At 67.1% G+C, this 13,940-nt stretch carries 12 protein-coding genes; 9 read left to right on the forward strand and 3 right to left on the reverse strand.

Annotated features, from left to right (window positions below; all coding sequences use genetic code 11):
• Positions 1-314 precede the first annotated feature (314 nt).
• Positions 315-554, reverse strand: coding sequence for a chaplin (locus NBG84_RS13055; RefSeq protein WP_250919552.1), 240 nt, complete (start codon positions 552-554; stop codon positions 315-317).
• A gap of 242 nt (positions 555-796) precedes the next feature.
• Here NBG84_RS13055 and NBG84_RS13060 point away from each other — a divergent pair, with 242 nt between their 5' ends.
• From NBG84_RS13060 to NBG84_RS13085, 6 genes are all read left to right on the forward strand, one after another.
• Complete coding sequence (locus NBG84_RS13060; protein WP_250919553.1) at positions 797-1,207, forward strand: rodlin; 411 nt, start codon at positions 797-799, stop codon at positions 1,205-1,207.
• Between the two features lie 491 nt (positions 1,208-1,698).
• Complete coding sequence (locus NBG84_RS13065; RefSeq protein WP_250919554.1) at positions 1,699-2,109, forward strand: rodlin; 411 nt, start codon at positions 1,699-1,701, stop codon at positions 2,107-2,109.
• Positions 2,110-2,432: 323 nt separating this feature from the next.
• The gene (gene chpD, locus NBG84_RS13070; protein WP_250919555.1) at positions 2,433-2,666 is read left to right on the forward strand and encodes a chaplin ChpD; all 234 of its coding nucleotides are present in this window, start codon (positions 2,433-2,435) and stop codon (positions 2,664-2,666) included.
• Positions 2,667-2,958: 292 nt separating this feature from the next.
• Positions 2,959-3,612, forward strand: a complete 654-nt coding sequence (locus NBG84_RS13075; protein ID WP_250919556.1) for a DUF4360 domain-containing protein — start codon at positions 2,959-2,961, stop codon at positions 3,610-3,612.
• 346 nt (positions 3,613-3,958) lie between these two features.
• Positions 3,959-5,170: a pyridoxal phosphate-dependent aminotransferase gene (locus NBG84_RS13080; RefSeq protein ID WP_250919557.1), complete on the forward strand. Its 1,212-nt coding sequence runs from the start codon at positions 3,959-3,961 to the stop codon at positions 5,168-5,170.
• Positions 5,171-5,583: 413 nt separating this feature from the next.
• Positions 5,584-5,970, forward strand: coding sequence for an SCO4983 family protein (locus NBG84_RS13085; protein WP_250919558.1), 387 nt, complete (start codon positions 5,584-5,586; stop codon positions 5,968-5,970).
• Positions 5,971-6,399: 429 nt separating this feature from the next.
• Here the strand turns inward: NBG84_RS13085 and NBG84_RS13090 are convergent, their stop codons facing one another.
• Complete coding sequence (locus tag NBG84_RS13090) at positions 6,400-8,241, reverse strand: phosphoenolpyruvate carboxykinase (GTP) (protein WP_250919559.1); 1,842 nt, start codon at positions 8,239-8,241, stop codon at positions 6,400-6,402.
• 302 nt (positions 8,242-8,543) lie between these two features.
• Here NBG84_RS13090 and trhA point away from each other — a divergent pair, with 302 nt between their 5' ends.
• The 3 genes from trhA (at position 8,544) to NBG84_RS13105 (ending at position 11,529) form a co-directional block, all read left to right on the forward strand.
• On the forward strand, positions 8,544-9,230 hold the full coding sequence (gene trhA, locus NBG84_RS13095) for a PAQR family membrane homeostasis protein TrhA (RefSeq protein ID WP_250919560.1): 687 nt from the start codon (positions 8,544-8,546) through the stop codon (positions 9,228-9,230).
• Between the two features lie 119 nt (positions 9,231-9,349).
• Positions 9,350-10,873 carry a DHA2 family efflux MFS transporter permease subunit gene (locus tag NBG84_RS13100; RefSeq protein WP_250919561.1) on the forward strand — a complete coding sequence of 508 codons (1,524 nt, stop codon included), beginning with the start codon at positions 9,350-9,352 and terminating at the stop codon, positions 10,871-10,873.
• Between the two features lie 5 nt (positions 10,874-10,878).
• Positions 10,879-11,529, forward strand: a complete 651-nt coding sequence (locus tag NBG84_RS13105) for a TetR/AcrR family transcriptional regulator (protein ID WP_425608627.1) — start codon at positions 10,879-10,881, stop codon at positions 11,527-11,529.
• A gap of 106 nt (positions 11,530-11,635) precedes the next feature.
• Here NBG84_RS13105 and NBG84_RS13110 read toward each other — a convergent pair whose 3' ends face one another.
• Positions 11,636-13,642, reverse strand: coding sequence for a thioredoxin domain-containing protein (locus NBG84_RS13110; RefSeq protein ID WP_308312051.1), 2,007 nt, complete (start codon positions 13,640-13,642; stop codon positions 11,636-11,638).
• Between the last annotated feature and the right edge of the window lie 298 nt (positions 13,643-13,940).

Raw genomic sequence — 13,940 nt, forward strand, 5'->3', positions numbered from 1 at the left:
GGCATCGTATGCCGCCCCCTCCCCGTATGCCGTTGCCGCGGCTCCCACGACGCAGCGCGCCCCCGGCCCGCCCGGGTGTCCGCGCCACCCCAGACACCCGAGACTCGCCATCCGACACAGAAGAATCGGACGCGGAAGATCGGACGCGGAAGATCCGACGCGGAGAGCTCGATCCAACGCGGTCGACACAACGCCTTCGACACACAGAGGGGTCGGACGCAGTAAGGGGAGGTCACAGAGGGGGTCGGACACAGAAAGGTGGTGTCACCGACGAGTGCCGGTGACACCACCTCGGGTGTGGCGAGTCGGGAACGTCAGTCGTTCACCGAGGTGTTACCGAAGGCCGGGTTCAGCAGGCCGACGATGTTGATCGTGTTGCCCGTGAGGTTCACCGGAATGTTGACCGGGACCTGGACCAGGTTGCCGGAGAGAACACCCGGCGAGCCGACGGCTGCACCGTGGGCCGAGCTGTCGGCGAACGCGGTACCAGCGGCGGCACCGGCGGCCATACCGGCAGTGGCCAGGACCACGGCGGCCTTCTTGGCAGTCTTCATGGGAAATAGCACCTTCTGTTCGATGTTCTGCCCTGCGGACGGGCTCGCATAGATCGAAACGGTTGTCTTCAGGAGATGACACGGGCGACATCGCCAGTACCTCCATTTGGCCGATTGATCCGATGAACCACTCACATCGGGTCCACGGGGCCATTGGAGTGAATCGGGAGAACCAATCACCGGGGGGCGTAGTTGCTCAGGACGCTCCAGCAGCGGGCATCCACGAAACAGAAGGACTGAACATGTTCAAGAAGGTTATGGCGACCGCGGCGGTCACCCTCTCCGTGGCGGGCGCGGGCGCAGCGATGGCACCGCAGGCTATGGCCATCGGGGACCACCAGGGCACGACCTCGGTCAGCGGCAACGGCTCTTCCCAGTCGTACGGCAACTCCGAGACGTACGGTGACCTGAGCCCGCAGCTCGGCCTCGTCCAGGGCTCGCTCAACAAGCCCTGCATCGGTCTGCCGCTCAAGGCCAACGTCGGCTCCCTGATCGGCGCCATCCCGATCGCCGTCCAGGACATCCCGATCCTCTCGGCCCCGCAGAACCAGCAGTGCACCGAGAACTCGACCCAGGCCAAGGGCGACGAGCCGCTCTCGCACATCCTCAGCAACATCCCGATCCTCTCGGGCAACGGCGTCGCCAACGGCTGACCCCAGCACCGCCTCCGGTAGGCACCCTGGCGCTCCCACCTTTCGGAGACGGCGGCTGTACCAGCACACAAGCACCCCTGCTCCCTTGGCGCCGGGGTGCTTGCGCTGTTTATGGACCTTTGCTTTTGCTTTGTAAATACCGTGCTGGATTCATTCCGCAGACGGGTGAAGGAGTGGCATTCCCTCTTGTGTGCGGTGCTTGAATTGAGCGGGCGGATCGCCCATGGATCTGCTCCGTGTGTAGGCCTCCAGCCGGCGGCGCATTGCGTCGTGGGGCAGTCGTGCCTCCTGTTGGCATGGCGCGTACGGAGACACCCGGCGGTCCGCCCAGCCAGTGGAGAGTCCGTTTATATGACCCTCCGCTGATATTCCGTACGTCATCACCATCGGTAGCCATGCCGCATTCGAGTGAACGGGCGGAACCAAACCGGTGGAGAACAGTTGATCAGTCTGCTCCACGATCGATCGTTCATAGCGAAAAGGGACATCAAGTGATCAAGAAGATTCTGGCTACCGCAGCGGTCACCGCTTCGATGGTGGGCGCCGGTGCGGCGATGGCCTCCCCGGCCCTGGCCATCGGCAACGACGGCGGCACCACCTCCTTCAGCGGCAACGGCGCCTCGCAGACCTACGGCAACTCCGCCACCCACGGCGACATGAGCCCGCAGCTCGCCCTCGTTCAGGGCTCGCTCAACAAGCCCTGCATCGCCCTGCCCGCGAAGGCCAACGTCGGTTCGCTCATCGGCCTTATCCCGATCGCCGTCCAGGACGTCTCGATCCTCTCGGCCCCGCAGAACCAGCAGTGCACCGAGAACTCGACCCAGGCCAAGGGCGACGAGCCGCTCTCGCACATCCTCAGCAACATCCCGATCCTCTCGGGCAACGGCGCGGGCAACAACTAAGCGCCGAACCGAGTGTGCCCCTGAGCGCGATGCGTTCGGGGGCACACTCGTTTTCTGTTGTCGAGAGCCACCGGCACTCTCGAAAATCACACCCGGCAAACCCTACCGCTTTACTTTCCGTTATCACTTGCAGTAATAGGCCACCGATCGGAAAAATTATGGTGCGGCATACGAGTGACTTTTCGAACTAGCGGCCATATGGCGGTTTCCTGGCGGGAATCTGATCGTTACTAAATCTGCGGGGGCGCTCATGCACAGGAAACTGTCGACGCAGCGCGAGGGTCGCGGCTGCGTACAGCACCACCGCTGAAAGGATCAATGACATGAAGCACAAGAAGGCTGCTGCCGTCGTCGCGGGCCTCATCATGGCGCTGGGCTCTGCCGCCCCGGCCATGGCCGACGCCGGAGCCCACGGTGCCGCGGTCGGTTCGCCTGGCGTCCTGTCCGGCAACCTGATTCAGATCCCCGTTCACGTGCCCGTCAACGTCTGCGGTAACTCGATCAACGTGATCGGGCTGCTGAACCCGGCCTTCGGCAACGCCTGCGTGAACGACTGATTACTTTCCGTCGGCGTTACGGACAATTAGTCAGTAGGGAATTGCTGACAATTAGTCAGTGCGCACTGGCCCCGGGGTATGCGAATGCATACCCCGGGGCTGTTTTACGCCAACTCATAGCCGGGATCGACCAGAGTGCCTAACCCTCTGGCAACTCCACTCTCCGGTACCTAGCATTCCGCCTATCCGGCTCTACAGGGAACGGCGAGATTTACTGCGGAGTTGACATGACCCTGCCCGGTCATGGGCTTTTCCGGATGAAAGAATTCTCATTTCCATCGATCGGAGAATCATGTCTCGTGTACTTCTGGCGGGTGGCGCGGCGGCCGCTATCGTCGCGTCCTTGCTCGGCGCCACGAACGCCTCGGCGAAGACGACTAGCTTTGCTCCGCCCCCGGAGAAAATCACCATAGACATCGCGACCATCAATGGTTCCGGCTGTCATCCGGGCACCGCGGCCGTCGCCGTCTCCGAGGACAACACCGCCTTCACCGTGACCTACAGCGACTACCTCGCCAAGGTCGGAGTGGGCGCCTCGCCGACCGACTTCCGGAAGAACTGCCAGCTCAGCCTGGTCGTCCATGTGCCGCAGGGCTTCACCTACGCCATCGCGAGCACCGACCACCGAGGCTTCGCCAGCCTGGAGCCCACCGCCATCGGTACGCAGAAGGCCTCGTACTACTTCCAGGGCTCCCCGCTGACCGCCAGCAGAACCCACAACTTCCGCGGGCCGCTGAACGACAACTGGCAGGCCACCAACACCACCGAGTGGGGCCAGATGGTCTGGGCTCCCTGTGGCGTGAAGCGCAATTTCAACGTCAACACCGAACTGCGGGTGAGCCCCGGGCTCTCCGACCGGACGAAGACCACCAGCTTCATGACGATGGACTCCACCGACGGCGCCATCGACACCATCTACCGGCTCGCCTGGAAGGAATGCGTCTGAACCGCTCGCCCCCAGAGCTGATCCCCCAGAGCCCGACTGACTGAACAGCCGCCCCGTCCGCCTCCTTCGAGCGGACGGGGCGGTGGCTTTCTGCCCCTTACGGGGTTTTCGCCTTGCGGCGACTGCTCCTTTGACCTCCATACGGAGGAGGTGACGAGCGCAACATTCGCCACCCGCCCACGGAGTACGAAGGCGCAAACCGCAGGCGCCGGCCGCATCCGGGGAACGCTTTCCAAGGACGTATGGGGCTCCCGCCAAATGAAGCGCCAAAGAGGACATTCCCGTCGCGCCCGAGCGGGTGGAAAACACGAAGCGAGCGCCGAAACCCGCCCGTAAGCTCACGGTCATGCAGGTGATCCAGTCGACGAAGCTCGCGAATGTCTGTTACGAGATCCGAGGTCCGGTACTTGAGGAGGCAATGCGGCTGGAGGCAGCAGGGCACCGCATCCTCAAGCTCAACACCGGCAACCCGGCAGCCTTCGGGTTCGAATGCCCGCCCGAGATCCTGGAGGACATTCTCCGCAACCTCAGCAACGCCCATGGATATGGCGATGCAAAAGGGCTGCTGTCCGCGCGGCGCGCGGTGATGCAGCATTACCAGACCAAAGGCATCGAGCTGGACGTCGAGGACGTCTATCTCGGCAATGGTGTCTCCGAGCTGATCCAGATGTCGATGCAGGCGCTGCTCGACGACGGCGACGAGGTGCTCGTACCGGCCCCGGACTATCCCCTGTGGACCGCCTCGGTATCGCTCGCCGGTGGCACCGCCGTGCACTACCGGTGCGACGAGCAGTCCGACTGGATGCCCGACCTCGCCGATATCGAGCGGAAGATCACCGACCGCACCCGCGCGATCGTGATCATCAACCCCAACAACCCGACCGGGGCCGTCTACGACGACGAGATGCTGCGGGGTCTGACCGAACTCGCCCGTCGGCATCAGTTGGTCATCTGCTCCGATGAGATCTACGACAAGATCCTTTACGACGGGGCAACGCACACCCCCACCGCCGCAATCGCCCCCGATCTCCTCGTACTCACGTTCAACGGTCTCTCGAAGAACTACCGGGTGGCTGGATATCGCACCGGTTGGATGGCGGTCTGCGGGCCCAAGGGGCATGCCGCGTCCTATATCGAGGGGCTGACGATCCTCGCCAATATGCGGCTGTGCGCCAATATGCCCTCCCAGCACGCGGTGGCGTCGGCGCTCGGGGGGCGGCAGTCCATCGAAGACCTCGTACTGCCCGGCGGCCGCATCCTGGAGCAGCGGAACATCGCGTATGACCTGGTCACCCAGATCCCCGGGGTGACCTGCGTCAAGCCCAAGGGTGCGCTCTACCTCTTCCCACGGCTCGATCCCAAGGTCTACAAGATCAAGGACGATCGGCAGATGGTGCTTGATCTGCTGCGGGCCGAGAAGATCATGGTCGTCCATGGCACCGGGTTCAACTGGCCGGACCCTGATCACTTCAGGATCGTGACCCTGCCCGCGGCCCCAGAGCTCGCGGATGCCGTCACCAGGATCGGAACGTTCCTGGACGGCTACGGCCAGCCCTGAGCCGACGCACCGCGGGGAAACGCCCTCCTGGGCGGAGGGCGTTTCCCGCACACATCGCGCCATCCCCTGGGGTACCGCGATGTAGGGGATCAGCCGCGGGCGAGGGAGATCGAGCCCTCCCGGGCCGGTGCGCCGCCGAGGAGGAGCTCCGCGCGGCAGTCACCCACGAGGGCCCTCTGAGGCGCGCCCGGGCCCGCCGTCCGAGGGATTCGGGTACCGGTGAGCGGCCCGAGAGGAAGTGCGCCGGCGCAGGTCAGAGGCGGTAAGGGCGCATCGATCAGCGTGAACCGCGAAGAGATGGGCGAATTATGGGCGGAGGTCGACGACTATGCGCCAGAGGCTCCGACCCGGCTCAACTTTAGACACAATCTAAGCTAGGATGGTCTCTCGGAAGTGAGCAGGAGGCCACCCCCATGTACGAGCCGATCCGCACCAAATCCGTCCACTCCACCCCCGTCTCCGATGGCTATCCCCACCGGAGCCGCGACGAGGAGTTGGACATCCAGCTCGCCGGTCATCTCTCCGCGTTGCTGGCGGTCACCGATGAGCTGGCCCTCAAGCAGCCGGCCGAACAGATCGCCGCGCAGATCACCCGGCTCCGCGGCTCGGCACCCGTGCGCCGCACCGACCTGGGTACGGGGGACGCCCAGGCCCTGCACCGGCGCGCCCACGCGCTGGCAGGTCGGGTGCTGGTGGTCGCCGCTTCCCGCGCCGATACGACGGTCGCCATCCTCGCCGCCGAGCGCATGGACGCCCACAGCGCCGCCCTGGACGCTCCGCGTCTGGTCGGCGCCCGCTGACGGCCCCGGTCCACGAGCCGGGGAGGCCTGTGGACCGGGTGCCACGGATGTTCTCGCCCTCGCCTGGCCGTAGCGCGTGGAGAGGGCCCGGCCGGGCGACTCCATGGCGCGGCTGGCTGAATCTCTCGGTACGGCCCCAGGGGAATGCCCCCTGGGGAATCGGTATGTCCCCAGGGGAAGCCGCATACGGCGGGCAGCGCTGCCCTGGAGAACGGGCAAGCTCCCGGAGGCCGTGAGGGGGCTTCCGGGAGCACAGGGCCCGTTCTGGCGATCCGGCGGCTGAGGTCGGCCTGATCACCAACTCAGGCCCCTGACGTGGCAGGCCGGGTTGACCCCACAGGTCAGGGCGGATGCCGGTTGGCCTGCCGCGACATTCTCGGCGCTTCTCCTACCGCGCCGCCCGCATTCCCTGGGCGGCGCGGCGGGTGGTCAGCCCAGTCGGGCGACCAGCGCGTGGTACTCGTCCCACAGCCCCTTGGGTGTGTGGTCACCAAAGGTGTTGAGGTGCTCGGGGATCAGCGCGGCTTCCTCGCGCCAGACCTCGGTGTCCACCTTCAGCAGGAAGTCGAGCTCATCGGCGGCCAGCTTCAGACCGTCGGTGTCCAGTGCCTCGGCGGTCGGCAGAATGCCGATGGGCGTCTGGACGCCTTCGGCCTTGCCGTCCAGGCGCTCCACGATCCACTTCAGTACCCGGCTGTTCTCGCCGAAACCGGGCCAGACGAACTTGCCGGCGTCGTTCTTGCGGAACCAGTTGACGTAGTAGATCTTCGGTAGCGCCTCTTCCGCGCCCTGCTCGGTGACGGTCTGACCGACCTTGAGCCAGTGGGCCATGTAGTCGCCCATGTTGTAGCCGCAGAACGGGAGCATCGCGAACGGGTCGCGGCGCAGCTCGCCGACCTTGCCTTCGGCGGCGGCGGTCTTCTCACTCGCCACATTGGCGCCCAGGAAGACGCCGTGCTGCCAGCTGAAGGACTCGGTGACCAGCGGAACCGCGCTGGCGCGACGGCCACCGAAGAGGATCGCCGAGATCGGCACGCCCTTGGGGTCCTCCCACTCGGGGGCAACCGTCGGGCACTGGGCCGCGGGCACGGTGAAACGGGCGTTGGGGTGGGCGGCCGGGGTCGGGGACTCGGGGCTCCAGTCGTTGCCCTTCCAGTCCGTGAGGTGGGCGGGAGTCTCCTCCGTCATGCCCTCCCACCAGATGTCGTTGTCGTCGGTGAGCGCGACATTGGTGAAGACGGTGTTGCCCCAGAGGGTCTTCATGGCGTTGGCGTTGGTGTGCTCGCCGGTGCCGGGTGCGACACCGAAGAAGCCGGCCTCGGGGTTGATCGCGTACAGCTTGCCGTCCTCGCCGAACCGCATCCAGGCGATGTCATCGCCGATGGTCTCCACGGTCCAGCCGGGGATCGTGGGCTCCAGCATGGCGAGGTTGGTCTTCCCGCAGGCGGAGGGGAACGCGGCGGCCACGTACTTGGCGGCCGCGGCCTCGCCCTTGGGCGGAGTGAGCTTGAGGATCAGCATGTGCTCGGCGAGCCAGCCCTCGTCCCGGGCCATGACGGAGGCGATGCGCAGGGCGTAGCACTTCTTGCCGAGCAGCGCGTTGCCGCCGTAGCCGGAGCCGTAGGACCAGATCTCGCGGCTCTCGGGGAAGTGGGAGATCCACTTGGTGGAGTTGCAGGGCCACGGAACGTCCTCCTGGCCCTCGGCCAGGGGGGCGCCCAGGGTGTGGACCGCCTTGACGAAGAACCCGTCCGCGCCCAGCTCGTCCAGGACGGCCTGGCCCATCCGGGTCATGGTGCGCATGGCGACGGCGACATAGGCGGAGTCGGTGATCTCAACGCCGATCGCGGACAGGGGCGAGCCGACCGGTCCCATGCAGAACGGAACGACGTACATCGTGCGGCCGCGCATCGAGCCGCGGAAGATGCCCTGCTCACCGGTGAAGATGTCCCGCATCTCAGCGGGGGCCCGCCAGTTGTTGGTCGGGCCCGCGTCCGCTTCCTTCTCGGAGCAGATGAAGGTGCGGTCCTCGACCCGGGCGACATCAGTCGGGTCGGACGCGGCGAGGTAGGAGTTCGGACGCTTGATCGGGTCCAGCTTCCTGAACGTGCCCTTGGCGACGAGCTCCCCGCACAGGCGCTCGTACTCAGCTTCGGATCCGTCGCACCAGACCACGTTGTCCGGCTCGGTGATCGCTGCGATCTCATCGACCCAGGAGATCAGCTCGCGGTGGTGAGTGGGGATGGTGGGAGCCGCGATGTCGCGCGCCACGGTCGCTCCTAAATGAGGGTTTGAAGGTTGTTGCCCCGTGGGGGCTGCGACCCGGATGCTTCGTAGCCGCTCATCCGGTGCCGACCGCACTCATCTGATCATCGATGGCTGGTGCCCATATGTCCAGAGGGCATCTCACGTGAGCATCACCACTCAGGTCGGACCGCCGCCGCGCCCGGACCGATACGCGTATGGACCGCTTATCGTCGCCATAAAGGTCGGATAAGCGCTGGTCACGACCTGGAGGGCGGCAATCCCGGCACTTGTGTGGGACTTACGGTTCCGTAGGTACCATCCAGAGCATGACCTCTGCCGCGAGCTCCGCCGCGCCCGAAGTGACCGAGATAGAGCCGCCTCCCGTCAAACCGAGAATGCGCGGCTGGATTCATGCCGGAATGTTCCCGGCCGTGGTCATCGCGGGACTCGCGCTCACGGCCTTCGCCGGCTCCCCCCGCGCCCGGATGGCCTGCGCGATCTACGTACTGACCGCCTGCCTGCTGTTCGGCGTGAGCGCGCTGTACCACCGCGGCAACTGGGGGCCGCGCGGCGAGGCCATCCTGCGCAGGCTCGACCACGCGAATATCTTTCTGATCATCGCTGGCACCTATACCCCGCTCACGATGCTCCTGCTCCCCGATTCCACCGCTCGGCCCCTTCTGTGGGCCATCTGGGCAGCGGCAGCGGCGGGTATCGCCTTCCGGGTGCTGTGGGTCGGCGCGCCCCGATGGCTCTACACCCCCTGCTATATCGCGATGGGCTGGGCCGCCGTCTTCTTCCTGCCCGACTTCATGCGGACCGGGGGGATCGCCGTACTCGTCTGCGTGATCGTCGGCGGGCTGCTCTACAGCGCCGGCGGAGTGGTCTACGGGATAAAGCGCCCGAACCCGTCACCGCGCTGGTTCGGGTTCCATGAGGTCTTCCACTCGCTGACACTGGCGGCGTTCGTCGTGCACTACGTCGGCATTTCGTTGGTGGCCTATCAGCACTGACACCCCTCCCTCACCCTGCTGGCCGTGGCGGCGACCGCCACGGCCCTTTTTCTTGACCTCAAACCTCTTTTGAGAGTTACTGTCATTCGACAGTAACTCTCAAGTGAGGGCGGATTGCTATGTCCAGCCGCTGGTGGGCGCTCGGCGCCCTGGTCGCGAGCCTGCTCGTACTCGGCTTTGACCTCACCATCCTCAATGTCGCCCTGCCCACCCTGGCCGCCGAACTGGGAGCCTCCACGGGAGAACAGCAGTGGATGGCCGACGCCTATGTGGTCGTCTTCGCGGCCCTGATGCTCCCCGGGGGACTCCTCGGCGACCGTTTCGGCCGACGCCGACTGCTCATAGCCGGCCTGGGCCTCTTCCTGGTGGGCTCCGTCATCGGCTCGCTCGCCCCGGATGTCGGCACGGTCATCGCCGCGCGTGCCCTGATGGGCGCGGGCGGTGCGCTGGTGATGCCCCTCAGCCTCGCCGTCATACCGTCGCTCTTCAGCTCACCGGGCGACCGCACCAGGGCCGTCGGACTCGTCTCCGCCGCTTCCGCGCTCGGGTTGCCGCTCGGACCCATCGCCGGCGGCTGGCTGCTCGAACACTTCTGGTGGGGCTCGATCTTCCTCATCAACATCCCGATGGCCGCGATCGGCATGACCGCCTGTGCGCTGCTGCTGCCCGAGAGCCGCGACAGTGCCGCACCCCCGGTGGACACCGTCTCCGCCGCGCTGACGGCCGGTGGACTCGGATCCCTGGTCTACGGCGTCATCGAGGGGCCCACCCGCGGCTGGACCGATCCCTGGGTGCTCGCCATGCTCACCGCGGGCGCCGTTCTGGTCAGCGCGCTCATCCTGCGCGAACGCCGCGCCACCCGGCCCATGCTCGATCTCTCCCTGCTCGGCGACCGCGCCTTTCTGCTTCCCACCCTCACCACGACGATGGTGATGCTGGTGATGGCCGGTCTGCTCTTCACCGTCCCCATCCACCTCCAGACCGTCCTCGGGTACGACCCGCTGGAAACCGGCATACGCCTGCTGCCGATGATGGGCGGCCTGGTCATCGCCGCCCAGTGCGGCGCCCCGCTCGCCCGACGCGCGGGACGGCGGGTGTTGATCACCACGGGCTTGGTGGTGCTCGCGTTCGCCGCTCTCCTCGGCAGCCGCACCACCCTTGACCACGGTTACGGCTTCACCGCCCTCTGGCTCTCGATCATGGGGCTCGGTTTCGGTTTCGCGGTGGTGCCCGCGATGGACGCGGCGATCGCGGCACTGCCCGCTGCCCGGGCGGGCAGTGGATCGGCACTGCTGATGACCGTCCGGCAGATGGGCAACGCCATCGGCATCGCGCTGCTCGGAGCGCTGCTCGCCTCGGTGTACGTGGACCGGTTGGAGACTTCCGGTCTGCCGCCCGAGGCAGCGGCCACGGCCGAGGAGTCGGTGGTGGCCGCCCATGTCGTCGCCGAGCGGCTGGGCGATCCGGCACTCGCCGAAGCCGCCGACTCCGCCTTCCTCCACGGGATGACGAGCGCCCTCCTGGTGTGCGGGGCGGTCGCGCTGCTCACCGCCCTGCTGATGGGCGCGCTCCTGCCACGGCGAGAGCCCGAGACCGAGGCTCAGGGGAGCAGCGCGGCTGAGACCGCCCATGCACCACAATGAACCCCATGGCCGCCACCGCACACACCTCCCCGCAGCCCCACCAGGGCAACTCGGTCGCCGAGTCACTCCAGCCGCCGATGGGCCTGCGTGAGCGCAAGAAGTTGAAGACCCGGCTGGCCATCCGCAAAGAGACCTATCGACTGATCGCGGAGCAGGGGTACGAGGGGACCACGGTCGAGCAGATCGCGGAGGCGGCGGAGGTGTCGCCGTCCACGGTGTTCCGCTACTTCCCGGTCAAGGAGGACATCGTCCTCACCGATGAGTACGACCCGGTCCTCGAAAAGCAACTGCGGGCCCGACCGATCGACGAGGACCCGCTGGACTCCATCCGCGAGGTGATCGGGCAGGGACTGGCGGCGGCCGTCGCCGAGGAGTACGACGAACTCGTCCAGCGCACCCGTCTGATGGTGGGCGTCCCCGCCGTCCGGGCCCGGATGACGGAGACGATGGCCACCACCTCGGGGGTCCTGGTCCGCGCTCTGGCGGACCGCGCCGACCGCCCCCACGACGACCTGGTGGTACGGGCGTTCGTGGCGGCGGTCCTGGGGACGCTGCGCGAAGCGATGCTGTACTGGGCCGAGGGCGGACACCGCGAGGATCTGACGGAGCTCACGGACCGGGCTCTGCTGACGCTACGGAGCGGCTTGCGACGGTAGGCCAGGAATCCCGGAGCGGGAGGGCCCGGAGCCGGAAGGCCGGGGCGACCACCACCCGCCGCCTCCGGTCCGGGCCGTCCTGGTCGGTTCACGCCGTGGTGACCGGCTAGGGCAGCAGCTCCCGTTCCAGGTCCTCGCTCGTTGTCACCGGCATCCGGCAGACGAAGCCCCGGCACACATACGCCGCCGCCGCCTCCTTCACCAGGGGACGGTCCTTCAGCAGCGGGAACTCATCACCGTCCGGCTCGCCCCAGGCCACCACTGCTCCCGGGGCCCGGCTCAGTACGGCCGTACGGTGCAGTTCCCGTGCCAGCGGGTCACCCGCCGGGCCCACCACGGCGACCTCGCGCGGGCCGTCGAGGTGCGCCTCCGCCACCGCGAGGCCCCAGCCGATGAAGCGGGGGGCCTTGGGAGCCAGGGCCTTCACCACACCAAGGGCTTCCTCGGCCGCCGTGCGATGGGCCGTGGAGCCGGTGTGGGCCGCGTAGGACAGCAGCGCACCCGCCGCCGCCGTCCACCCCGACGGGGTCGCGTTGTCCGTCGGGTCCTGCGGGCGGCGGATCAGCCGCTCAGCGTCATGTGCCGTGTCGTACAGCGTGCCGTTCTCGCCCATGAACTGATCGAGGACGATGTCCAGCAGGAACCCGGCGAACTCCAGCCACACCCCCTCCCCCGTCACCCCGGCCAGCGCGAGGAAGCCCTCGGCGACATCCGCGTAGTCCTCCAACACCCCCGCGTTGGTTCCCACCCGCCCGTCGCGAGAGGTACGGGAGAGCCGGGCGTGGGGGTCCATGTGGAGGCGCACCAGCAGATCGGCCGCCTCCGTGGCGCGCTCGATGAGGTCCGGACGGTCGAAGTACGCCCCGACCTCGGCGAGGGCGGCGATGGCAAGACCGTTCCAAGCGGCCACCACCTTGTCGTCCCGCTCCGGGCGCGGGCGCTCCTCCCGAGCCGCGAGCAGGCGGCTGCGGATCTGGGGATCGACCTCCTCACCAGGGAGTTGGAGCACCGAAGCGCCCTCCTCGAAGGTGCCGCCCTCCGTCACTCCGTACAGCTCGATCGCGCGCTGGCCGTCCTGATCGCCCAGCACACCGCGCAGTTGTGCCGGGGTCCACGCGTAGAACGCGCCCTCGGCCGTACGGCCCTCGCCGTCATCGCTGTCGGCATCGAGCGCCGAGGCGAACCCGCCCTCCGCCGTGCGCAGTTCACGGACCATGAAGTCGGCGGTCTCCAACGCGACCCTGCGCGCCAACTCCGAACCGGTGGCGCGCCAGAGGTGGGCGTACACCCGGCAGAGCAGGGCGTTGTCGTAGAGCATCTTCTCGAAGTGCGGCACCACCCACTCGCGGTCCACCGCATAGCGCGCGAAACCTCCGCCGAGTTGATCGTAGATACCGCCGCGCGCCATCGCCTCACAGGTGTCGGCGGCCATCTCCAACGCGCCTTCCGCACCGGTACGGGCATGGTGGCGCAGCAGGAACTCAAGCACCATCGACGGCGGGAACTTGGGGGCGCCCCCGAAGCCGCCCCGCCGTTCGTCATAGTCACGCGTGAGCGTGAGCAGCGCCTGCGCCAACTGCTCCTCACCGGGGGCTCCCCCACCGCCGTGCGCAAAGGAACGCTCGGCAAGATCACGGGTGATCCGCTGGGCAACCTCGGCGACCTCCTCCCGCCGGCCCTTCCAGGCCGTCGAGACCCCTTCGAGCACCTGCCGGAAGGACGCCATACCGTGACGGGGCTCGGGCGGGAAGTACGTACCGAAGTAGAAGGGTTCGGCGTCCGCGGTGAGGAAGACGGTCATCGGCCAGCCGCCCTGCCCGGTGGCTGCCTGCACGGCCTCCATATAGACCGCGTCGACATCCGGCCGCTCCTCGCGATCGACCTTGACGGCGACGAAGTGCTCATTCAGATACGCGGCGGTCGGCTCGTCCTCGAAGGATTCATGAGCCATGACATGGCACCAGTGGCACGCGGAGTATCCGACCGACAGCAGTACGGGTACGTCGCGCTGCCGGGCTTCCTCGAAAGCCTCGGGTGCCCACGGCCACCAGTCGACCGGGTTGTCGGCGTGCTGAAGCAGGTACGGCGAGGTCATGCCACCCAAACGGTTCACGCGATCCAGCCTCTCACAATGCCCTAATCCTGCGACGAAGCCCGCGCAGACCCTGCTGCGCTTGGCCAAACCGCACTCAGGGGCATCGCGTGTTGGACAACACCCTCCCACTGGTCAACCCACCTGGGACGAGAAATCAATCGAGGCGGTTGGCTGGGCGGGCGAGCGTCCCGCCCAGCGAGCTGTGCGGGTGCGCGTACGGCTGAGGGCCTGGCCTCTAGATGACGGCGGCGCTCCGCACTGCGGGATGGAGGCCGTCGCGCTGTGCCGGATCCGGGCGCCCCTGCACCACAGAACA

Origin of the sequence: Streptomyces albipurpureus, assembly GCF_023701525.1 — a bacterium.
Classification (GTDB): Bacteria; Actinomycetota; Actinomycetes; order Streptomycetales; family Streptomycetaceae; genus Streptomyces; species Streptomyces albipurpureus.

Excerpts from the sequence above, each read along its gene's own strand:
- NBG84_RS13055 (WP_250919552.1), bottom strand. The coding sequence starts at position 554 with ATGAAGACTGCCAAGAAGGCCGCCGTGGTCCTGGCCACTGCCGGTATG.
- NBG84_RS13060 (WP_250919553.1), top strand. The coding sequence starts at position 797 with ATGTTCAAGAAGGTTATGGCGACCGCGGCGGTCACCCTCTCCGTGGCG.
- chpD (WP_250919555.1), top strand. The coding sequence starts at position 2,433 with ATGAAGCACAAGAAGGCTGCTGCCGTCGTCGCGGGCCTCATCATGGCG.
- NBG84_RS13075 (WP_250919556.1), top strand. The coding sequence starts at position 2,959 with ATGTCTCGTGTACTTCTGGCGGGTGGCGCGGCGGCCGCTATCGTCGCG.
- NBG84_RS13080 (WP_250919557.1), top strand. The coding sequence starts at position 3,959 with ATGCAGGTGATCCAGTCGACGAAGCTCGCGAATGTCTGTTACGAGATC.
- NBG84_RS13085 (WP_250919558.1), top strand. The coding sequence starts at position 5,584 with ATGTACGAGCCGATCCGCACCAAATCCGTCCACTCCACCCCCGTCTCC.
- trhA (WP_250919560.1), top strand. The coding sequence starts at position 8,544 with ATGACCTCTGCCGCGAGCTCCGCCGCGCCCGAAGTGACCGAGATAGAG.
- NBG84_RS13100 (WP_250919561.1), top strand. The coding sequence starts at position 9,350 with ATGTCCAGCCGCTGGTGGGCGCTCGGCGCCCTGGTCGCGAGCCTGCTC.
- NBG84_RS13105 (WP_425608627.1), top strand. The coding sequence starts at position 10,879 with ATGGCCGCCACCGCACACACCTCCCCGCAGCCCCACCAGGGCAACTCG.